This is a genomic window from Saccharothrix sp. AJ9571 (assembly GCF_021725495.1).
Lineage (GTDB): Bacteria > Actinomycetota > Actinomycetes > Mycobacteriales > Pseudonocardiaceae > Amycolatopsis > Amycolatopsis magusensis.
Genome location: NZ_CP091382.1, coordinates 3090015 through 3110484 on the forward strand (window position 1 = coordinate 3090015; position 20470 = coordinate 3110484).

23 protein-coding genes are annotated in these 20470 nt (G+C 70.2%); 13 read left to right on the top strand and 10 right to left on the bottom strand.

Annotated elements, in window-relative coordinates:
- Positions 1–97: 97 nt before the first annotated feature.
- Complete coding sequence (locus L3Q67_RS13830) at positions 98–685, bottom strand: HNH endonuclease family protein (RefSeq protein ID WP_499191530.1); 588 nt, start codon at positions 683–685, stop codon at positions 98–100.
- 229 nt (positions 686–914) lie between these two features.
- Here L3Q67_RS13830 and L3Q67_RS13835 point away from each other — a divergent pair, with 229 nt between their 5' ends.
- On the top strand, positions 915–1454 hold the full coding sequence (locus tag L3Q67_RS13835; protein ID WP_499189879.1) for a P-loop nucleotide/nucleoside kinase family protein: 540 nt from the start codon (positions 915–917) through the stop codon (positions 1452–1454).
- A gap of 58 nt (positions 1455–1512) precedes the next feature.
- Here L3Q67_RS13835 and L3Q67_RS13840 read toward each other — a convergent pair whose 3' ends face one another.
- Complete coding sequence (locus L3Q67_RS13840) at positions 1513–2073, bottom strand: sigma-70 family RNA polymerase sigma factor (protein WP_209662929.1); 561 nt, start codon at positions 2071–2073, stop codon at positions 1513–1515.
- A 37-nt stretch (positions 2074–2110) separates the two neighbouring features.
- Here L3Q67_RS13840 and L3Q67_RS13845 point away from each other — a divergent pair, with 37 nt between their 5' ends.
- On the top strand, positions 2111–2875 hold the full coding sequence (locus L3Q67_RS13845) for a zf-HC2 domain-containing protein (protein ID WP_499189880.1): 765 nt from the start codon (positions 2111–2113) through the stop codon (positions 2873–2875).
- On the opposite strand, the gene L3Q67_RS13850 is transcribed toward L3Q67_RS13845, so the two are convergent.
- The 7 genes from L3Q67_RS13850 to paaI all read right to left on the bottom strand — a co-directional run bounded on the left by L3Q67_RS13850 (position 2872) and on the right by paaI (position 8633).
- Positions 2872–3279, bottom strand: a complete 408-nt coding sequence (locus L3Q67_RS13850; protein WP_499189881.1) for a CoA-binding protein — start codon at positions 3277–3279, stop codon at positions 2872–2874. The genes L3Q67_RS13845 and L3Q67_RS13850 overlap by 4 nt on opposite strands.
- A 351-nt stretch (positions 3280–3630) precedes the next feature.
- A complete protein-coding gene (locus tag L3Q67_RS13855) occupies positions 3631–4038 on the bottom strand; it encodes a hypothetical protein (protein WP_499189882.1) in 408 nt (135 codons plus the stop codon).
- A complete protein-coding gene (locus L3Q67_RS13860; protein ID WP_499189883.1) occupies positions 4031–4396 on the bottom strand; it encodes a hypothetical protein in 366 nt (121 codons plus the stop codon). The genes L3Q67_RS13855 and L3Q67_RS13860 overlap by 8 nt, the downstream gene beginning before the upstream one ends.
- Before the next feature lie 22 nt (positions 4397–4418).
- On the bottom strand, positions 4419–6278 hold the full coding sequence (locus L3Q67_RS13865; protein ID WP_499189884.1) for a Na+/H+ antiporter: 1860 nt from the start codon (positions 6276–6278) through the stop codon (positions 4419–4421).
- 116 nt (positions 6279–6394) lie between these two features.
- Complete coding sequence (locus tag L3Q67_RS13870) at positions 6395–6994, bottom strand: TetR/AcrR family transcriptional regulator (protein ID WP_499189885.1); 600 nt, start codon at positions 6992–6994, stop codon at positions 6395–6397.
- Positions 6991–8253, bottom strand: coding sequence for a phenylacetate--CoA ligase (paaK, locus tag L3Q67_RS13875; RefSeq protein WP_499189886.1), 1263 nt, complete (start codon positions 8251–8253; stop codon positions 6991–6993). Before paaK ends, L3Q67_RS13870 begins: the two co-directional genes overlap by 4 nt.
- The gene (paaI, locus tag L3Q67_RS13880) at positions 8250–8633 is read right to left on the bottom strand and encodes a hotdog family protein (protein WP_499191531.1); all 384 of its coding nucleotides are present in this window, start codon (positions 8631–8633) and stop codon (positions 8250–8252) included. The genes paaK and paaI overlap by 4 nt, the downstream gene beginning before the upstream one ends.
- 139 nt (positions 8634–8772) lie before the next feature.
- On the opposite strand from paaI, the gene L3Q67_RS13885 reads away from it, so the two are divergent.
- From L3Q67_RS13885 to paaE, 8 genes are all read left to right on the top strand, one after another.
- Positions 8773–9582, top strand: a complete 810-nt coding sequence (locus L3Q67_RS13885; protein ID WP_499191532.1) for a 3-hydroxyacyl-CoA dehydrogenase family protein — start codon at positions 8773–8775, stop codon at positions 9580–9582.
- A 3-nt stretch (positions 9583–9585) separates the two neighbouring features.
- A complete protein-coding gene (locus L3Q67_RS13890) occupies positions 9586–10806 on the top strand; it encodes a cytochrome P450 (protein ID WP_499189887.1) in 1221 nt (406 codons plus the stop codon).
- A 73-nt stretch (positions 10807–10879) separates the two neighbouring features.
- A complete protein-coding gene (gene paaZ / locus L3Q67_RS13895) occupies positions 10880–12913 on the top strand; it encodes an aldehyde dehydrogenase family protein (RefSeq protein ID WP_499189888.1) in 2034 nt (677 codons plus the stop codon).
- On the top strand, positions 12910–13860 hold the full coding sequence (paaA, locus tag L3Q67_RS13900; protein ID WP_499189889.1) for a 1,2-phenylacetyl-CoA epoxidase subunit PaaA: 951 nt from the start codon (positions 12910–12912) through the stop codon (positions 13858–13860). Before paaZ ends, paaA begins: the two co-directional genes overlap by 4 nt.
- Positions 13857–14141 (top strand): 1,2-phenylacetyl-CoA epoxidase subunit PaaB, encoded by a 285-nt coding sequence (gene paaB, locus L3Q67_RS13905; protein ID WP_209662917.1) that lies wholly within the window; start codon positions 13857–13859, stop codon positions 14139–14141. Before paaA ends, paaB begins: the two co-directional genes overlap by 4 nt.
- Positions 14142–14194: 53 nt before the next feature.
- Positions 14195–15028 carry a 1,2-phenylacetyl-CoA epoxidase subunit PaaC gene (gene paaC, locus L3Q67_RS13910; RefSeq protein WP_499189890.1) on the top strand — a complete coding sequence of 278 codons (834 nt, stop codon included), beginning with the start codon at positions 14195–14197 and terminating at the stop codon, positions 15026–15028.
- Entirely contained in the window at positions 15022–15513 is a 492-nt protein-coding gene (gene paaD, locus L3Q67_RS13915; RefSeq protein WP_499189891.1) for a PaaD family protein, read from the top strand. The genes paaC and paaD overlap by 7 nt, the downstream gene beginning before the upstream one ends.
- A complete protein-coding gene (gene paaE, locus L3Q67_RS13920) occupies positions 15514–16593 on the top strand; it encodes a 1,2-phenylacetyl-CoA epoxidase subunit PaaE (RefSeq protein WP_499189892.1) in 1080 nt (359 codons plus the stop codon).
- On the opposite strand, the gene L3Q67_RS13925 is transcribed toward paaE, so the two are convergent.
- Positions 16570–18087 carry an MFS transporter gene (locus tag L3Q67_RS13925; protein ID WP_499189893.1) on the bottom strand — a complete coding sequence of 506 codons (1518 nt, stop codon included), beginning with the start codon at positions 18085–18087 and terminating at the stop codon, positions 16570–16572. The two genes, paaE and L3Q67_RS13925, sit on opposite strands and share 24 nt — an antisense overlap.
- Before the next feature lie 147 nt (positions 18088–18234).
- On the opposite strand from L3Q67_RS13925, the gene L3Q67_RS13930 reads away from it, so the two are divergent.
- The 3 genes from L3Q67_RS13930 to L3Q67_RS13940 all read left to right on the top strand — a co-directional run bounded on the left by L3Q67_RS13930 (position 18235) and on the right by L3Q67_RS13940 (position 20463).
- Positions 18235–19050 carry a TetR/AcrR family transcriptional regulator gene (locus L3Q67_RS13930; RefSeq protein ID WP_499189894.1) on the top strand — a complete coding sequence of 272 codons (816 nt, stop codon included), beginning with the start codon at positions 18235–18237 and terminating at the stop codon, positions 19048–19050.
- Positions 19051–19146: 96 nt separating this feature from the next.
- Entirely contained in the window at positions 19147–19557 is a 411-nt protein-coding gene (locus L3Q67_RS13935) for a peptidase inhibitor family I36 protein (protein ID WP_499189895.1), read from the top strand.
- A 66-nt stretch (positions 19558–19623) separates the two neighbouring features.
- Positions 19624–20463, top strand: coding sequence for a hypothetical protein (locus L3Q67_RS13940; RefSeq protein ID WP_499189896.1), 840 nt, complete (start codon positions 19624–19626; stop codon positions 20461–20463).
- Positions 20464–20470: the final 7 nt, after the last annotated feature.

Sequence of the window (20470 nt, forward strand, 5' to 3'; positions counted from 1 at the left end):
GAGCCAGGCGTGCCCCCGAGCGCGCCTGGTCCGGTACGTCTGTGACGTCCGGACCAGGCACTCATCACGCGGATTCGCTGTGATGCACGTCACATGTTCACGAGGAGCAGGTGTTCAGCATGGTCTGCAGCGCCGACTTCTCCGAAGACTGCGCCCGCAGGCCCCAGTAGTGCTTCGAGCGGATCCACATCTTGGCGTAGGTGCACCGGTACGACGACACCGACGGCTGCCAGGACGCCGGGTCCTGATCGCCCTTGGCCTGGTTGACGTTGTCGGTCACCGCGATCAGCTGCGGGCGGCTGAGGTCGTTGGCGAACTGCTGGCGCTTGCTGGTGGTCCACGAGTTCGCCCCGGAGCGCCACGCCTCGGCCAGCGGCACGATGTGGTCGATGTCCACATCGGCCGCGTTCGTCCAGGTCGCGCCGTCATAGGGGCTGTACCAGCTGCCGGAGACCGCCGCGCAGGCCGAGTCCTGCACCACGTTCTGACCGTCCCTCTTGAGCACCGTCTCGCGGGTGTTGCAGCTGCCGGACACGGTGGACCAGTGCGGGAACAGGTCGCGCGAATAACCGCTCAGGCTGCCTTCGGTGGCGACGGTGAGCGAGTTCAGCTCGGACTGCGCGGTGGCCTTGCTCGGGATGTTCGGCGGGGTGGCCGCGGCGGGCGTGGCGAGCGTCACGGTCATGGCGGTCGCGGCCAGTGCGGCGGCGACGGCCGAAGCGGTCCATCGGGTCACGGTTCCTCCAGGTGGGGACGGGGATGAACCCTGTGACCGTGGCTGAGCCGAGTTGCACCGCGGTCGCCGGTGCGTAACCGATTCGCGACGGTTGGTGGAAACTTTCCGCATGGATGAAGCCGGGCGATCGGAACGATCCGGGCAGGCGGCTCGTTCCCCGCGCATGTGTCGGGCGAAGGTGGAACTGCCGGTACCGGTCCACGGTCTGGTGGTGGTCGCCGGGATCCCGGGAGCGGGCAAGAGCACGCTGCTCGCCCGCGCGGACAACGAGGCCGGCGCCAAGCTGCTCGACTCCGACCAGGTGCGTGCCTGGTTCAGCCGCGTGCTGCCGCCATGGGTGCGCTATCGCTGGTACCGGCCGCTGGTGCACCTCGGGCACCGTTCGCGGATCCTGTTGTTCTCGCTGCGCCGCGGCCGGGCCGTGGTGGCCCACGAGCCCGCGACCAGGGCGAGCACCCGGCTGATGCTGATCGTGATGGCCCTGCTGGCCGGGCGGAGTCGCCACCTGCTGTGGGTGCACACCACGCCGGGTGAGGCCGCGGCGGGTCAGCGGGCGCGGGGGCGGGTGCTCGCGGAACGGTCGTTCACGCGGCACGTGCGACGCGCGGCGAAGGTCGAACGCGCACTCGCGGATGGGTGTCCCCCGCGTGGGTGGCACACGGTCGAAGTGCTGGAACGACCGCCACTGGACACGTCGATCGTGCTGCGTTCTCGCTGATCAGAAGAGTTGTCCACAGGTGTTGTCCACATGTGGGTGAAGAGGGGATCACCCCCGGTCACCAGCCGCTGGTGGCCGATCGGCGTCCGCCTTCGCCCTGCGCCAGCGCCTCGGTCAGCTCGTCCCTGGCGCGGAACACACGGGACCGGATGGTGCCGACCGCGCACTCGCAGATCTCCGCGGCTTCGGCGTAGGACAGGCCGGTGATCTGGGTGAGCACGAACGCCTCGCGCCGGTCGTCGTCGAGCTGGCCGATCAGCTGCTGGAGCACCACGAGCCTGCCGTGGTCCGGCGCCTTCGCCTGCTCGGCCTCGGCCATCCAGTCCTCGACCGGCGTGGTGCGCGGACGGCGGCGGTTGCCACGCAGGTGGTCGGCGGCGACGCGCTTGGCGATGGCCAGCAACCACATCCGGGCGGGGGAGCGCCCGGCGAACCGGGGCAGCGCGGCGAAGGCACGCAGGTAGGTCTCCTGCACCAGGTCCTCGGCGGCGCCGGGGTCGGACAGGTAGCTCAGCAGGCGGTGCAGCTGGTGCCGGGTGGCGGCGACGAACTGCTCCGCGGCGCGCCGATCGCCGCCGGCCGCGCGGAACGCGTGGCGGGTGATCTCGTCGTCATCCACAAGGGATCACCCTAAGCGGTGGTCCGACCACGACGCCATGACCGCCTCGGGATGCGGGAACTTTTGTCTCGGCGCCGACGACTGGACAACCATGGAGTGTTCGACCGTTCGCGAGGGGATTTCGGCGACGCTGGACGGTGAGGATCCGGGCGTGCCGATGGCCGAGCTGGAGGCGCACGTCGACGGCTGCGCCGACTGCGCCGCCTGGCGGGAGGCGGCGGCCGGGATCACCCGGCTGGCCCGGCTGGCGCCGGTGGGCGACCCGCCGGTGGTGCCGGACCGGGTGTACGCCAGGGTCAGCGCGAAACCGGGGGTCGACCGGCTGCGGTGGGCGCTGGTGCTGGTCGCGGTGTGCCAGTTTTCGGTGGTGGTCTCGCAGTTGCTGGGACCGATGCCGGGGCTGACCGGGGACGCGCACGGCGGGCACCTGCAGCACGAGACGGCGGCGTTCAACTTCGCCATCGCGATCGGGCTGCTGTTCGTGGCCGCGCGGCCGTACCGGGCGCGGACGCAGTTGCCGCTGCTGCTCAGCTTCGCCGGGGTGCTGCTGTTCCTGTCCACTGTGGACGTACTGGGTGGCGAGGTCGGCTGGTACCGGCTGAGCGGGCACGTGCCGCTGCTGATCGGCGTGCTGTGCACCGTCCTGCTCGGCTTCGGCCGGTGGCGGGCGCCGGAACCCGGCAGCCACGTGCGGGAGGACGCGGACACCTTCACCGCCACGGCCGACGCCGAGCCCTCGCGGGCGCGGCGCCGCACCCGGTCCGACCGCCACCAGCCGCCGGCGGCGAAGCGGGTCGCTTAGTTTTTGTGGGCGCCGGAGAGGGCGCGGACCACGGCGATGCACTGGTCCTCGACGTAGTCCAAGCCGCCTTCTTCGGCGATCCGGCGTGCTTCGGGGGAGAAGATGTCCTGCTGGAGCCACACCGCCTTGGCGCCGATGGCCACCGCCTGCCGCGCGATCCCCGGCGCTTCGGCGGCCGGGCGGAACACGTTGACGATGTCGATCGGTTCGGGGATGTCGCTCAATGAGCGGTAGGCGGGCTCGCCGAGCAGCCGATCGGCGCTCGGGTGCACGCCGATCACCCGGAATCCGGCCGCCTGCATCGCCGCGGGTACCGAATGCGCGGCCTTCATCGGATCGGTGCTCAGCCCGACCACGGCGATCGTCCGGTGCTCGGTGAGCAGGCGCTCGGCCAATTCGATCATGTTTCGCCTCCTGCGGGATTCAACGAATTCCGGTCACCCTTGATTCCGCGACGCGAAATCGATGCGCGCATTCGGCGGCGCCGGGCGTAAAATCGGCGCCGGCGAAGGAGGCGTCATGAAGACGGTCACCCGGAAGCACCAGGGGATGCGGTCATGACGGGCGGAGCCCGGCGGTTCGGCCGCCGGTGCCGGCATGACTACGAAGTCGCGGAATCGCACCACGCCCCGGAACAGCACGCGGTGCCGCGCCAGCAGCAGGGGGCGGAACAGCCAAGGCGAGCGGAAAACTCGGCAACGGGGGAACGGGGTTCGGACCGGCCACGGCGGTGATCGGCACGGAAGGGTGTGGCTTCAGGGGGTTCGCGGGACCGTGCGGCGGATCCACAGCAGGCCCAGTACCGGCAGCACCAAGGGGATGAACAGGTAGCCCTTCCCGTAGGCCGACCACACCGTGGCGTGCGGGAAGGCCTCCGGGTCCAGGAGGCTGAAGGTGCCGATGGCCAGCACACCCACCAGTTCGAACAGGCACGAGGCGGTGGCCAGGGTGCGCCCGCCGCGGCCACCGCCGGCCAGGCCGAAGGTGGCGAAGATGTACACCACGGCAGCCACCGCGGACAGGGAGTAGGCGAGCGGGGCCTCGTCGAAGCGGGTGAGGATCTGGACCACCGAGCGCGAGGTCGCGCCGATGGCGAAGATGGCGTACAGCGCCACCAGCACCCGGCCGGGGCCGCTGCGGGTGGTGGGTTTCGTTTCAGGCACCGCGCAACTCCCAGATCTGCTGCATCCGCACGATCATCACCGGCAACGCCAGGCAGGCCACGAGCAGCACCCCGGTACCCCACCGGGTGCGCTCGGCCATCGACCACAGCACCGCGATCGGCAGGATCACCAGGATGCCGATCAGGTAGGCGAGGAACTCCGGTCCGTCGACCGGCCGGTCGGTGTTCGCGAAGTTGACGATCCCGGCGACGGTCTGCACCAGCAGCGCCACCTCGATCACCGCGAGCGCGCCGTACAGCGGCCGGTTCGGCGGACGGTTCCGCAGGACGTGCACCAGTGCCCACACCGCACCCACCAGGGTCGCGATGATCAGGGCGGTCGCGAGGCCATCGATCATGATTTCACCGGGTCCAGCCTAGCTAGCCCAGATCCGCGTCGACGAAGCACCAGCGCCAGCTCTCGCCGGGCTCGAAGCTGCGCATCACCGGGTGCCGGGTGTCGTGGAAGTGCGCGCTCGCGTGCCGTTCCGGGGACGAGTCGCAGCAGCCGACGTGCCCGCAGGTCAGGCACAGGCGCAGGTGCACCCACGACGTGCCGTCGCGCAGGCACTCGGCGCAGCCGTCCGGGGTCTCCGGTTCGGTGTCGGCGGGGGCTTTGGCCAGGTGCTTGCAGCTGCCCGCGGTCGCGGCGGGGGTGCTCAGCTCGCGTTCGTCGTCCAAGTCGATTTCCTCGGGTTCGGTGAGCATGGACTCCTCGATGTCGAGGGCCTCCAGCACGCGGCGCAGCACCTCGTCGTCGATGCGGCCGGTCTTGCGCGTGTCGAGCAGGACGGTGCGTTCGGCCTCGAGCATTTCGCGGCGCAGTCGCGTGTAGACGTCGCTCGGGGTCTCGTTCAGCTCGCTCTGGCGGCCGAGCTGCTCCCACGCCGCGTCCGACCGGTGGTTCACCCGGTCGCGCAGCCGGTCGACAACTTCCTGGGGATCCTCCGGGCGGCGCACCCGCTCCAGTTCGTCCAGCGCGGCGCGGGTCATGTCGTGCAGCAGCGCCGCCTCCTGGAGCGCGTCCTCGGCGGGGTCGGGCGGCGGCAGGCCGAGCCGGCGGACCAGCCTCGGCAGCGTCATGCCCTGCAGCAGCAGCGTGCCCGCCACTACCACGAACGCCGCGAGCACCAGCACCGACCGGTGCGGGGTGTCGGCGGGCAGCACGAACGCGGCGGCCAGGGTGACCACCCCGCGCATGCCCGCCCAGGAGATCACCGCCGAGTACGACCACGGCCACGCTTTTCCCCGCAGGAGCCTGCGGATCGTGCCGATGCCGAACATCCAGGCGATCCGGGTGAGCACGGTGGCCGCCAGCACCGCCGCGCAGACGCCGATGAGCGAGCCGATGCCCAGCTCCGAGCGGCCCGCCTCCTCCAGGATCCGGCGCAGTTGCAGGCCGATCAGCAGGAAGACCAGGTTCTCCAGCAGGAACTGGATGGTGCGCCAGTTCAGCCGGTTGGCCAGCCGGGACGAGCCGGAGAGCATGCGCGGCTCGTGGTTGCCCAGCATCAGCCCGGCGATCACCACGGCCAGCACGCCGGAGCCGTGGATCTCCTCGGCGGCCAGGTACGCGGCGAACGGGACCACCAGCGAGGTCGCGGTGTCCAGCACGGGATCTTCCATCCGCGCGCGCAGCAGGTAGGCGATCTTCCCGCCGACCAGGCCGACCAGGATGCCGCCGCCCGCGGCGAGCAGGAAGTCCCCGCCGACCTCGAGCAGGGACACCGAACCGGCGATGGCCGCGATCGCGGTGCGCAGCGCGACCAGCGCCGACGCGTCGTTGAGCAGGCTCTCGCCTTCGAGGATGCGCACGATCCGGCGCGGCATGCCGACCCGGCGGGCGACGGCCGTGGCGGCCACCGCGTCCGGCGGCGCCACCACCGCGCCGAGCGCCAGCCCGGCGGCGAGCGGCAGGCCGGGGATGACCAGCCAGGTGACCAGGCCGACGCCGATCGTGGTGAACGCGACCAGGCCGACCGAGAGCAGGCCGATCGGCCCGCGGTTGCGGCGGATGTCGACCAGGGAGGTGCGGATCGCGGTGGCGTAGAGCAGGGGTGGCAGCAGGCCGAGGAGGACCACCTCGGGGTGCAGTTCGTAGTCGGGCACGCCGGGCACGAACGAGGCAGCGACCCCGGCGAGCACCAGGCACAGCGGCTCGGACCAGTCGAACCGGCGCGCGATCGCCGTGACCACCAGCACACCCACGACGAGCCCGACGATCTGAGCGGCAATCTCCACGAGCTACATCATCACCCCCGCCTCGACGGCCCGCCGACCGCCCTCGATTGCTATGAGTGGGGCATTACTTGCAATCAACGCAAGTAATGCCCCACTCATAGCAATCAACCGGGGGGTTAGGGCTGGCGTAGGCCGGTGAAGGCGATTTTGCAGAGGGCGTCCGCGAGTTCCTGGGCCGAGGCGCCGCCGCGCGGGCGGTACCACTCGATCAGGGAGTTGACCATGCCGAACAGCAATCGGCTGGTGACCGCCGGGTCCACGTCGGGCCGTACGTCGCCTTCCGCTTCGGCGGCCTTCACCAGGTCCGTCACGATCCGGTCGAACTCGCGCCGTCGAGCCAGCGCGGCCCGCTCCACCTTCGTGTTGCCACGCACCCGCAGCAGCAACGTGACGAACGGCAGCCGGTCCACCAGTACCTCGACGCTGCCGCGCACCAGCCGCTCCAGCCGGTCGATCGCCGGGCCGTCCGCGTCGGCGACCTCGTCGGCCACGGCGAACAGCCCGTCGAGCGCGCGGTCCACGGCGAGCCGGAGCATTTCCTCCTTGCTCGGCACGTGGTGGTAGATCGCCGACTTCGTGATGCCCAGCTTCTTGGACAGGTCCTCCATGCTGGTGCCGTCGTACCCGCGCTCGTTGAACAGCTTCACCGCGACGGTCAGCAGCGACTCCAGGTCGTACCCCGGCCTGCCCCGCCGCGCGGGTTTCGCCGCCGTCATGCCCGCTCTCGCCGGTCGAGCACGCGCCGCATCTTGCCCATCGAGCGTTCCAGGGTGTCCGGGTCGACCACCGACACGTCCACGGTCACGCCGACCCGGTCCTTCACCTCGCGCACCAGTTCCGCCGCCGCGGCGGCGCGCTGCGCGGCGGTCGCGTCCTCGCGGGCCTCGACGTGGACGGTCAGGTGGTCCATCCGCTCCGGCCGGGTCAGCACCAGCTGGAAGTGCGGTGCCAGTGCCTCGGTGCGCAGCACGATCTCCTCGATCTGGGTGGGGAACAGGTTGACCCCACGCAGGATGATCAGGTCATCGGTGCGCCCGGTGACCTTCTCCATCCGCCGGAACTCCGGCCGCGCGGTACCCGGCAGCAGCCGGGTCAGGTCACGCGTGCGGTACCGGATGATCGGCAGCGCCTCCTTGGTCAGCGAGGTGAACAGCAATTCGCCGATCTCGCCCTCGCCCAGCACCTGCTCGTCGATCGGGTCGATCACCTCGGGGTAGAAGTGGTCCTCCCAGATGTGCAGCCCGTCCTTGGTTTCCACGCACTCCTGGGCCACCCCGGGACCCATCACCTCGGACAGCCCGTAGATGTCGACCGCGTCGATGCCCATGCGGTCTTCGATCTCCGCGCGCATCTGCTCGGTCCACGGCTCGGCGCCGAAGATGCCCACCTTCAGCGAGGTGGACCGCGGGTCGATGCCCTGGCGGTCGAACTCGTCGAGCAGGGTGAGCAGGTAGGTCGGCGTGACCATGATGACGTCCGGCTCGAAGTCGACGATCAGCTGCACCTGGCGCGCGGTCATGCCGCCGGACGCCGGGATCACCGTGCAGCCCAGCTTCTCCGCGCCGTAGTGCGCGCCGAGGCCGCCGGTGAACAGGCCGTAGCCGTAGGCCACGTGCACCTTGTGCCCCGGCCGTCCGCCCGCCGCCTCGATCGAGCGCGCCATCACCGTGGCCCAGGTGTCGAGGTCGCGTTCGGTGTAGCCGACCACGGTGGGCTTGCCGGTGGTGCCGCTGGAGGCGTGGATCCGGCGGACCTGGTCCTGCGGCACGGCGAACATGCCGAACGGGTAGTTGTCGCGCAGGTCGTGCTTGGTGGTGAAGGGGAACTTCGCCAGGTCGGCCAGCGACCGGCAGTCCGACGGCTTCACCCCGGCCTCGTCGAACTTCCTGGTGTAGAGCGGCACGTTGCGGTAGGCGTGCTCGAGTGTCCACTGCAGACGTTCCAGTTGGACGGCCTGGAGCTCGGTTCTGTTCACGACTTGTCCTTCGGTCCGATCACGCGGCTGCGGCCGCGGAACTCCGCGATCACCGCGCCGTCCGCCCGGCGCACGGTCACGTCGTAGATCCCGTTGCGCCCGTAGCGGGTGCGCTCGGCCGCGGTCGCGGTGAGTTCGTCACCGAGCCGGGCCGGAGCCACGAAGTCGATCTCCGCGCCGGCCGCCACGGTCACCGGGCCATGGCTGTTGCAGGCGCAGGCGAAGGTGGTGTCGGCGAGCAGGAAGAGGTAGCCGCCGTGGGCGAGGTCGTGCCCGTTGACCATCGACGAGCTGACCTTCATCCGTGCGACGGCCCGCCCACCGGCGGCCTCGACGAGTTCGATGCCCAGCGCCCTGGACGCCTCGTCGGCCTCGAACATGCGCTGGGCGGCGTTGGTATCCATCGGCGCTCCACTCTTGCTAACTGACCGAATGGACGGTTAATAATGTTTCCGGTCGAATGCGGTGTCAAGTGTGGAGGTGCGCGTGGAAGCGATCGGGGTGATCGGCGGTGGCCGGATGGGGGCCGGGATCGCGCAGGTCTTCGCCGCGACGGGGGCGCGGGTGGTGGTCGTCGAAGGCGACGCCTCGGCCGCCGACGCCGCGCGGGAGCGCGTGCTGACCGGCCTGCGGCGGGCGGCCGAGCGCGGGAAGCTCGACGGCACCCCGGAAGAGGTCATCGAACGGGTGAGCGTGTGCACCGCGATCGACGAGCTGCCCTCTGACGCCGCGCTGGTCGTCGAGGCCGTGCCGGAGGTGGCCAAGCTGAAGGTCGACGTGCTGACCGCCGCGGAGCGGGCCGTCGGCGAAGGCACCGTGCTGGCCACCAACACGAGTTCGCTGTCGATCACCGAACTGGCCGCCGCGCTGGCGAAGCCGGACCGGTTCCTCGGCATGCACTTCTTCAACCCGGTGCCCGCCTCCAAGCTGGTCGAGGTGGTGCTCGGGCCGGAAACCGCGGCCTCGGTGCGCGACCAGGTGCTGAACTGGGTGGGCGTGCTCGGCAAGAGCGAGGTCGTGGTCCGGGATTCGCCGGGCTTCGCCACCAGCAGGCTCGGCGTGATGCTCGGCCTCGAAGCCATCCGCATGCTGGAGGAGGGCGTGGCCGACGCCGAGTCGATCGACCGCGCGATGGAACTGGGCTACCGCCACCCGATGGGTCCGCTGCGCTCCACCGACCTGGTCGGCCTCGACGTGCGCCTGGCCATCGCCGAGTACCTGGCGAGCACCCTCGGCGACCGCTTCGAGCCGCCGCGGCTGCTGCGGGAAAAAGTCGAAAAGGGCGAGCTGGGCCGCAAGACGGGCAAGGGTTTCCACGACTGGAGCTGAGCCATGCCGGATGTCTTCGATCCGACGGTCTTCGCCGGCGGCCTGCCGCACGAGGCCTTCCGGGAGCTGCGGGACACCGCGCCGGTCGCCTGGCAGGAGGAGCGGGAGGTGCTGGGCTGGCCCGCCGGGCCCGGCTACTGGGCGGTGACCCGGCACGCGGACGTCAAGCACGTGCTCCGCACGCCCGAGGACTTCTCGTCCTGGCTCGGTGCCACGCAGATCCGCGACCCCGAGCCGGACGACCTGGCGTTCATCCGCCGGGCGATCCTCAACATGGACGCGCCGGAGCACAACCGGCTGCGCAAGGTCGTCGCCGCGGTGTTCACCCGGAAGCGGCTCGAACGCTCGGCCGAGCGGATCGCCGAACGCGCGCGGCGGCTGATCGGCGCGGTGGCGGATCGTGGCGAATGCGACCTGCCGGTCGACGTGACCGACGACTTCCCGCTGCTCAACCTGGCCGACCTGCTCGGCGTGCCCGCCGAGGACCGCGAACTGCTGCTGCACTGGACCAACCGGGTGATCGGCTACCAGGATCCGGAGCACGCCGAGGTGATCCTCGGTGACGACGGCAAGCCGCTCAACCCGCGGTCTCCGGCGTTGCTCGCGGACATGTTCGCCTACGCGCGCCAACTCGCCGACCGCAAGCGCGCCGAACCGGGCGACGACCTGATGACCGCGCTCGTCCGCGCCGAACTCGATGGCGCCGAGCTGGACATGTTCTTCTTCCTCGTGGTGATCGCGGGCAACGACACCGTGCGCAGCGCGCTGCCCGGTGGCGTGCACGCCCTGGTCGAGCACCCCGAGCAGTACGCCCGCCTGCGCGAGCACCCGGAACTGCTGCCGTCCGCGATCGAGGAGATGCTGCGCTGGCACCCGCCCGTGCTCAGCTTCCGGCGCACCGCGACCAGGGACGTCGAACTCGCCGGTCAGCTCATCCGCGCCGGCGACAAGGTCGTCGTCTACCACGCGTCCGCGCACTTCGACGAGCGCGCGTTCCCGGACCCGTTCGAGTTCGACATCACCCGTGAGCCGAACGACCACCTGGCCTTCGGGCAGGGCCCGCACGTGTGCCTCGGCGCCCACTTCGGGCGATTGCAGATGCGGATCTTCTTCGCCGAGTTCCTGCGCGCGCTGCCGCAGGTCCGGCCGGCCGGGGAGGTCCGGTACCTGACGTCGAACTTCATCAACGGCGTGCTGCACCTGCCGCTCGCCTGGGGCGGATAGCTGGTGTTCACCAGCTCGCCCGGTTACAGTACTTACTGAACGTACGGTTGGTAATTCCGGGAGGTCGGACTCGATGGCAGTGCTCCGCAGCTACGTCTCGGGTGGGTGGCAGACACCGGACGCGGAAGGTGTCCCGCTGCACGACGCGGTCACCGGGGAAGAGGTCACCCGGATCTCCTCGGCCGGGATCGACATGGGCGCCGCGCTGGAGCACGGCCGCCGCGTCGGCGGCCCCGCCCTGCGTGAGCTGACCTTCCACCAGCGCGCGAACCTGCTCAAAGCGCTCGGCTTGCACCTGCGCGAGCACCGCGACGAGTTGTACGCGCTGTCGGCGCGCACCGGTGCCACGCTCGGCGACTCGAAGTTCGACATCGACGGCGGCATGGGCGTGCTGCTGAGCTACGCCAGCAAGGCCAAGCGCGAACTGCCCAACGACACCGTCTACGTCGACGGCGCGGTCGAGCCGCTGAGCAAGGGCGGCACCTTCGCCGGCCAGCACATCTGCACGCCGATGCGCGGTGTCGCGGTGCAGATCAACGCCTTCAACTTCCCGGTCTGGGGTCCGCTGGAGAAGTTCGCGCCCGCCTTCATCGCGGGAGTGCCGAGCCTGGTCAAGCCGGCCAGCCAGACCGCGTACCTGACCGCCCGCCTGGTCGAGCTGATCATCGAGTCCGGGCTGCTGCCCGAGGGCGCGCTGCAGTTCGTCGCGGGCAGCGCCGGTGACCTGCTCGACCACGTCGCCGGGCAGGACCTGGTCTCGTTCACCGGTTCCGCGTCGACCGCGCAGCACCTGCGCGCGCACCCGGCGGTGGTGCGGCACTCCGTGCGGTTCACCGCCGAGGCCGACTCGCTGAACCTGTCCGTGCTCGGCCCGGACGCCAAGCCCGGCACCACCGAGTTCGACCTGTACGTCAAGCAGCTGGTCACCGAGATGACGGTCAAGGCTGGCCAGAAGTGCACCGCGATCCGGCGCGCGTTCGTGCCGGCCGAGCTGATCGACGACGTCGCGCAGGCGGCGAGCGAGCGCCTGGCGAAGGTGACCGTCGGGAACCCGACCAGCGAAGGCGTCCGGATGGGTGCGCTGGCCAGCCTGGAGCAGCGCGAGGAAGTCCGCCGCTCGCTCAAGTCGCTGCTCGACGCCGGTCGCATCGTCTTCGGTGACCCGGAGCGCGTGGACGTGGTGGACGCCGACGCCGAGCGCGGCGCGTTCATCTCGCCGGTCCTCCTGCGTGCCGACGACGCCGACCGCGCCGAGCCGCACGAGGTCGAGGCGTTCGGGCCGGTGTCCACGCTGATCCCGTTCACCTCGGTCGACCAGCTCATCGACCTGGCCGCCCGTGGCCAGGGCAGCCTGGCCGGATCGGTGGTGACCGGCGACACGGCGTTCGCGCGGGAGGTCGTCCTCGGGGTCGCGCCGTGGCACGGCCGCGTGCTGGTGCTCGACGCCGACGACGCGAAGGAGTCCACCGGCCATGGCTCGCCGATGCCGCAGCTGGTGCACGGCGGCCCGGGTCGCGCGGGCGGCGGAGAGGAGATGGGCGGTATGCGCGGCGTGCTGCACCACATGCAGCGCACGGCCGTGCAGGGCAGCCCGAAGGTGCTGGCCGCGGTGACCAACCGGTGGGTGGAGGGTGCCGACCGGAGCGCCACCGAGACGCACCCGTTCCGGAAGTCGCTGGCGGAGCTGAAGATCGGCGACTCCGTGACGGCGGGCCCGCGCACGGTGACGCTGGAGGACATCGAGCACTTCGCCGAATTCACCGGGGACACCTTCTACGCGCACATGGACGAGGAGGCCGCGAAGGCGAACCCGTTCTTCGGCGGCCGGGTCGCCCACGGGTACCTGATCGTGTCGTTCGCCGCGGGGTTGTTCGTTTCCCCGGAGCCCGGTCCGGTGCTGGCGAACTACGGCCTGGAAAACCTCCGCTTCCTGACGCCGGTGTTCCCCGGTGACGAGCTGACCGTGACGCTGACGGCGAAGCAGATCACCCCGCGGGAGAACGCCGAGTACGGCGAAGTGCGGTGGGACGCCGACGTGACCAAACAGGACGGTGCGTCGGTGGCGAAGTACGACGTGCTCACGCTGGTGGAGAAGGAGGCGAAATGACCGCGGTCGCCGAACTGTCCGAAGAGGACCTGCAAGCGCACTTCGAGCGGACCATCGCGCGCGACCAGCGGATCGAGCCGCGCGACTGGATGCCCGAGGCGTACCGGAAGACGATGATCCGGCAGATCGCCCAGCACGCGCACTCCGAGATCATCGGCATGCAGCCGGAGGGCAACTGGATCACCCGGGCGCCGTCGCTGCGCCGCAAGGCGATCCTGCTGGCCAAGGTGCAGGACGAGGCCGGGCACGGGCTGTACCTGTACTCGGCGTCGACCACGCTCGGCGCCGACCGCGCGGACCTGACCGACAAGCTGATCAACGGCAGGCAGAAGTACTCCTCGATCTTCAACTACCCGACGCTGACCTTCGCCGACGTCGGCGTGATCGGCTGGCTGGTCGACGGCGCGGCGATCTGCAACCAGGTCCCGCTGTGCCGCAGTTCCTACGGGCCGTACGCGCGCGCGATGATCCGGATCTGCAAGGAGGAGTCGTTCCACCAGCGGCAGGGGTACGAGCTGCTGATGACGATGATGCGGGGTACCCACGCGCAGCGCGAGATGGTGCAGGACGCGGTGGACCGCTGGTGGTGGCCGTCGCTGATGATGTTCGGCCCGCCGGACGCCGAGTCGCCGAACACCGCGCAGTCGATGGCCTGGAAGATCAAGCGCCACACCAACGACGAGCTGCGCCAGCGGTTCGTGGACATGTCGGTGCCGCAGGCCGAGGCGCTCGGGGTCACCTTCCCCGACCCGGACCTGAAGTGGAACGCCGAGCGCGGGCACTACGACTTCGGCGAGATCGACTGGTCCGAGCTGAAGCGGGTGATTTCGGGTGACGGCCCGTGCAACGCCGAGCGGATCGAGCGGCGGCGCAAGGCGCAGGACGAAGGCGCGTGGGTGCGTGAGGCAGCCGCCGCACACGCGGCCAAGAAGGGGGCGTCGGCATGAAGCACGACTGGCCGTTGTACGAGGTTTTCGTGCGGGGCAAGCGCGGGCTGAACCACGTGCACGTGGGCTCGCTGCACGCCGCGGACGACGAGATGGCCGTGCGGCACGCGCGTGACCTGTACACCCGGCGCAACGAGGGTGTGAGCATCTGGGTGGTCAAGGCCGCCGCCATCACCGCGTCCAGCCCGGACGAGAAGGACCCGTTCTTCGCGCCCAGCGGCGACAAGGTGTACCGGCACCCGACCTTCTACGACATTCCCGACAACGTCCCCCACATGTGAGTGCTGTGACTCTGCTCGGGGGACGCCCCCGGACCCCCGCAAAGAGGTGAAGGATGTCCTTTGACAACGCGTACGAGGCCCTGAGCGAAGGCACCGACGACTCCCGCTGGGCGTTCGGCACCGGCTTCGACGACCCGCTGTCCGGTGTGGACACCACGGTGCCGTCCGGAGTGGACGCCGCCGAGCTGGCCGCCTACTGCCTGATGCTCGGTGACGACGCGCTGATCATGTCGCACCGGCTGCAGGAGTGGTGCACGAACGCACCCGAGCTGGAGGACGAGGTCGCGCTCGCGAACATCGGTCTCGACCTGCTCGGCCAGGCCCGGCTGCTGCTGGCCCGCGCGGGCAAGGCCGACGGCACCGGCCGCGGTGAGGACGAGCTGGCGTTCCTGCGCGACAGCGGCGAGTTCCGCAACGTGCGCCTGGTCGAACTGTCCAATGGGGACTTCGCCTTCTCCGTCGCCCGGCTGCTGGTGTTCAGCACCTGGCGGCTGGCGCGGTTCCAGCGGCTCACCTCGTCGGCGGACCAGGTGCTCGCGGCGATCGCGGCCAAGGGCGTCAAGGAACTGGTCTACCACCGCGACTACGCGGCACAGTGGACGGTCCGGCTCGGCGACGGGACCGAGCTGTCGCACGAAAAGATGCAGGCCGGGCTCGACGCGGTGTGGTCGTACACCGCGGAACTGTTCCAGGGTACGGATGCCGAGCTGCGCGCCGAATTCGACGACGTGCTCGCGCAGGTGCTTTCCGCGGCCACGCTGCGACTTCCGTCCGCTTCGCCGGTCGCCGGGAGCGGTGGCCGCCAAGGCAGGCACACCGATGAGCTGGACTCGCTGCTCGCCGAGATGCAGAGCGTGGCCCGCGCGCACCCCGGAGCGACGTGGTGAGCGCGCACGCCGTGGCCGAGACGGTCACCGATCCCGAGCTGCCGATGGTGACCCTGGCGGAGCTGGGCGTACTGCGTGAGGTGTCCGAAGAGGACGGACGGGTGACGGTGGCGATCACGCCCACCTACACCGGCTGCCCGGCCATGGACACCATGCGCGACGACCTGGAGCACGCGCTGCGGCACGCCGGGTACCGCGAGGTCGAGGTCCGCACGGTGCTGCACCCGGCGTGGACCACCGACTGGATCAGCGAATCCGGGCGCCGCAAGCTCGCGGAGGCCGGGATCGCCCCGCCGGGCACCGCGCCGAAGCGGCCGTCCGGCCCGATCCCGCTGACCCTGAGCGCCCCACCGTCGCGGACCACCTGCCCGCGCTGCGGTTCCGCGGACACCGAACGGCTGTCGGAGTTCAGCGGCACGGCCTGCAAGGCGCTGAACCGGTGCCGCGCCTGCGCCGAGCCCTTCGAGCACTTCAAGGAGATCTGAGTGACGACGACGAGGACCCGCCGGCGCTCGGAGTTCCACCCGCTGCGGGTGGCCGGGGTGGAGCGCCTGTGCGACGACGCCGTGGCCGTCACCTTCGACGTCCCCCCGGAACTGGCCGAGGAGTACGCGTTCCTCCCCGGTCAGTCGATGACCCTGCGACGGGTGGTCGGGGATCGGGAGGAGCGCCGGTCCTATTCGATCTGCGCGCCCGCCGGCGCGGGGCCGCGGATCGGGGTGCGCGAGGTGCCGGGCGGCATGTTCTCCAGTTGGCTGGTGCACGAGGTGGCCGCCGGGGACGTCGTCGAGGTGCTGCCGCCGACCGGCAACTTCACCCCGGATCTGGACCAGGCCGCGCACCACGTGCTGGTCGCGGCCGGTTCGGGCATCACCCCCATCCTGTCCATCGTGTCCTCGGTGCTGGCCGACCCGGGGTCCTCGGCGACGCTGCTCTACGGCAATCGCCGCACTGACACGGTGATGTTCGCCGACGAGCTGGCCGACCTGAAGGACCGCTACCGCGAACGCCTGGAACTGGTGCACGTGCTGTCCAGGGAACCGCGGGAGGCGGAGCTGTTCAGCGGGCGGCTGGACGGCGAGAAGCTCAGCGAGCTGATCGACCGGCTGATGATCGCCGAGCGGGTGGACCACTGGTGGCTGTGCGGGCCGTATGGCATGGTCACCGACGCGCAGGACGTGCTGGAGCGCCGCGGTGTGCCGCGGGAACGCGTGCACCAGGAACTGTTCTACGTGGACGACCTGCCGCCCGCGCCCGTCCGGCACCCGGACGCGCGCATCGAAGGCCCGAGCAGCGACGTGACCATCGTGCTGGACGGCCGGGCCACCACCGTGCCGCTGTCCCGCGAAGAGTCCATCCTGGACGGTGCGCAGCGGCTGCGGCCCGATCTGCCGTTCGCCTGCAAGGGCGGGGTGTGCGGCACCTGCCGGGCGAAGGTGACCGACGGGAAGGCCGACATGCGGCGCAACTTCGCCCTCGAGCAGTCCGAAGTGGACGCGGGCTTCGTGCTCACCTGCCAGAGCTTCCCGTCGGCCGACCGGCTAACCGTGGACTTCGACTCGTGACAGGCTGACCTGGCGCAGCAGCACCGCGACCAGCGCGGCGGCGACGAGCAGCACACCGGCCCCGATCAGCATGGTGACGTTCATGCCGTCGGTGAACGCTTCGTGGGCACCGCGCAGGAAGCCGGGAGCCACCTCGGGCGGCAGGTTCGCGGCGACCGCGACCGCGCCGCCGAGGGTGTCGCGCGCGGCTTCGGCGGCCTCGGCGGGCAGCCCGGCCGGCACGTCGACGGCCGACCGGTAGACCGCCGCGCCGATCGTGCCCAGCACCGCCATGCCCAGCGCACCACCGAATTCGGTGCTGGTCTCGGACAACGCCGAGGCCGCGCCCGCGCGCTCCGGCGGCGCGGTGGCCAGCACCACCTCGGTGGCCAGCACGGTTACGATCCCCATGCCCAGCGTCATCAGCCCGCCCCCGGCGAGCAGCAGGGCCAGCCCGCTGTCCGGCGTGGAGAAGCTGAAGACCACATACCCCGCCGCGCTGATCGCCAGGCCGCCGCCCATCAGGGAGGCCGGGCGGACCTTCGTCGCCAGCGTGCCGCCGAGCGCCAGCCCGGCGAACATGCCGATCATCGTCGGCAGTGTCCACAGTGCTGCCGCGAGCGGGCTGTACCCGAGCACCGACTGCAGGTACTGGGAGCTGAAGAAGGCCAGGCCCATCATCGCGAACTGGGTCACCGTGGTGGTGGCGATGGCCGTGCTGAACCGGCGGCCGGCGAACAGGTTCAGGTCGATCAGCGGGTCTTCCTGCGAGCGTTGCCGCTGGACGAACAGCACGCCGAGAGCGAGCCCGGCGATCAGCGCGGCGATCGCCCGCCAGTCGCTCGCCCCCGCGGCCAGTTCCTTGATCCCCCAGATGATCGGCAGCACCGCGGCGAGCGAGAGACCCGCGCTGAGCAGGTCGAACCGGCCCGGCCGCGGATCGGTGAACTCGGGCAGCAGCAGCGGCGCGAGCACCAGCATCACCACCATCACCGGCACGTTGATCAGGAACACCGAGCCCCACCAGAAGTGTTCGAGCAGCACCCCGCCGACGATCGGGCCGATCATCACGCCACCGCCGAACCCGCCGGTCCAGATGCCGATCGCGGTCCGGCGCTGGTCGGGATCGGTGAACATGTTCCGGATCAGCGCCAGGGTGGACGGCGCCAGCGTCGCCCCCGCGACACCGAGCAGCGCGCGGCTGGCGATCAGCAGTTCGGGGCTGGTGGAGTAGGCGGCGGCCACCGACGCCAGGCCGAACAGGGCCGCGCCGCCGAGCAGCAGCTTGCGGCGGCCGATCCGGTCGCCGAGCGAACCCATGGTGATCAGCATCCCGGCCAGCAGGAAACCGTAGATGTCGATGATCCACAGCAGCTGCGTGCTGCTGGGGGTGAGGTCCTCGCTGAGGAACGGGATCGCGTAGAGCAGCACGCTCATGTCCATCGACACGAGCAGGCAGGCCAGTACGAGCACGGCGAGGCCGAACCAGTCCTTGCGGCTGGCTTTGGCGGTCATGGTGATTCCCCTCGGAATACGGTGTACGCGGAGATCGTGCGTACAAGATACGCATGCCGTAATCGGGCGCACAAGCAGCATATATGCTGGTCAAATCGTCACGCGACCATTTCGTCACGGACGCCGTGGTAGCATTTCGTCACAAAAATGGGGCGTGTGGAAATGAGCTGTGTGGAATGCGGTGAGCCGCTCGAGGTGCCCGCGCGGGGCCGCCGGCCGCGGTACTGCTCGCGGTCCTGCCAGGCGAAGGCCTACCGCGCGCGGGTGGCCGCCGGGGCGACGGTGGCCCGGACGGCGGACCCGGACCGGGCGCTGACGATCGAGGCGATCGTCCAGGCGGCGATCGAGGTGGCCGACGCCGAAGGCGCGAGCGCGCTGTCGATGCGCCGGATCGCCGCCGAACTCGGCGCGGGCACGATGTCGCTCTACCGGTACGTGCCGGGCAAGGACGAACTGCTCTCGCTCATGGTCGAAGAGGTGATCGCCCGGCAGTCGCCGCGCTCGCCGGGGCTGACCGGCTGGCGGGAGCGGATGACCGCGGTCGCACGCTACGACTGGGAGCTGTACCAGCGGCACCCGTGGGTGCTGCCGTTCGTCACCACCCCGCGCACGGTGCTGCTGCCCAACATGACCGAAGAGGTGGAGTGGGCGCTCGCCTCGTTCGACGGGCTCGGCCTGTCCGCGGTGATGAAGTTCCAGCTGGTGCTGACGGTGAACCACTACACCAGCGGGATCGGCCTGCTGATGGCCAACGACTGGGAGGCCCGGCGGGCGTCCGGGGTGGACATCGAGCAGTGGTGGGAGACCACCGGCCGCGACCTCGCCGGCAACGTGGTGGCCGAGGACCACCCCAGGCTGAGCGAGCTGATGTCGGAGCAGTCCGAGGTGACCCTGTTCGACGAGACATTCGAATTCGGGCTGGCCAGGGTGCTCGACGGGATCGCGCTGCTGCTCGACCGGTGATGACGAACATCATCCGTGGTAGTCCACATCGTCACCTGGTGATCCTCTCCCATTCGCGAAATGCTCGACCCGTCAAACGGGAAAAGGAGCAAATCGGTGCGGAAACTCATTTCGGCTGCCGTTGTGTCCATCGCCGCGGCCGGTGGCCTCGGCCTCGCCGCGATGCCGGCTTCGGCCGGTGTCCTGGCGGGTAGCTGCAGCTCGGGCAACTTCTGTCTGTTCGAGAACAACGACTACAACAACGGCAACACGAACCACTGGCTCGACCTCAGAAGCGATGACTGGGACCTGCGCAACAACTACTGGGTCGGGTCCAACGACAGCATCGACAACGAGACCAGCTCGGTGAAGAACCGCCGTGGCTGCCAGGTGCGGTTGTGGCAGCACGTGGGCGGCACGGGCGCGCACACGCGGATCGAGAACAACCAGGACGACGGCTTCCTGTCGAACAACGCCGTCGGGGACAACCGGCTCAGCGCGGTCGACATCTGCGCGCCGGACCTGTAACCAGCCGATTCGTGGGTGCGCCGGGCCCCCGGTGCACCCACGACCGCTTCCGCGGAGGGAGTCGTTGTGCGTGCCCGGATCGCCCCTGTGCTGCTCGGCCTGCTGGCCCTCGCCGGTTGCGCCGGGGAGGAACCACCACCGCCGCTGCCCGCCGAGGCGTTGCCGGTGAGCGGTTTCGTGCTGCCCTTCGACGAATACCAGCTGGCCACGCCGGATCGGGTCACCGTGGAAAAAGCGCGATCGACGCTGGCTGAAACGTGCATGCGCGCGCGTGGGCACGAGGTGGACATTCCGGAGATCAGCGGTTCGAACGCGGCCGCCGGAACGGAAAACAGTCGCCGATACGGTTTGGTGGACGAATCGGTGGCGACGCGCTTCGGTTACCATTTTCCGAGTGACCAGGCGACCGAAAACCGGTCGCTGCGGCAGCAGGAATGGGAAGCCGGGCTGAGTAAGGAAATACGCACGCTGCTCGACGGGGAAAACGGTTGCTCGGACGAAGCCCAGCGTGAACTGCGCAAGGACGCCCCGGCCGCCGACACCGGCTGGCTGACCGATCAGGACTTCAGCGCGCTGGAGGCGTCCGCCGAGCTCGAACCCGTTGCCGCCGCACGGGAAGGCTGGCGCACCTGCATGGCAGGGCACGGCTTCGCCTACGCGACCCCGGAAGACGCGATCGCCGACGCGAAGTGGCAGCTGGATTCCCCGGCGCCCTCGCCGGAGGAGGTGCGGACCGCGCAGGCGGACGTGGGCTGCAAGCAGTCCACCGGGCTGGCGCGGATCTGGCACGAGGCCGAAACCGGGCTGCAACGGCAGGTGATCGAGCGGGAGCGGACGCGGTTCGACGAAATCAAAACGGCCAACCAGGCGAGGGTGGCCAACGCCCACCGCGTGCTCGGGAGCTGATCCGGGC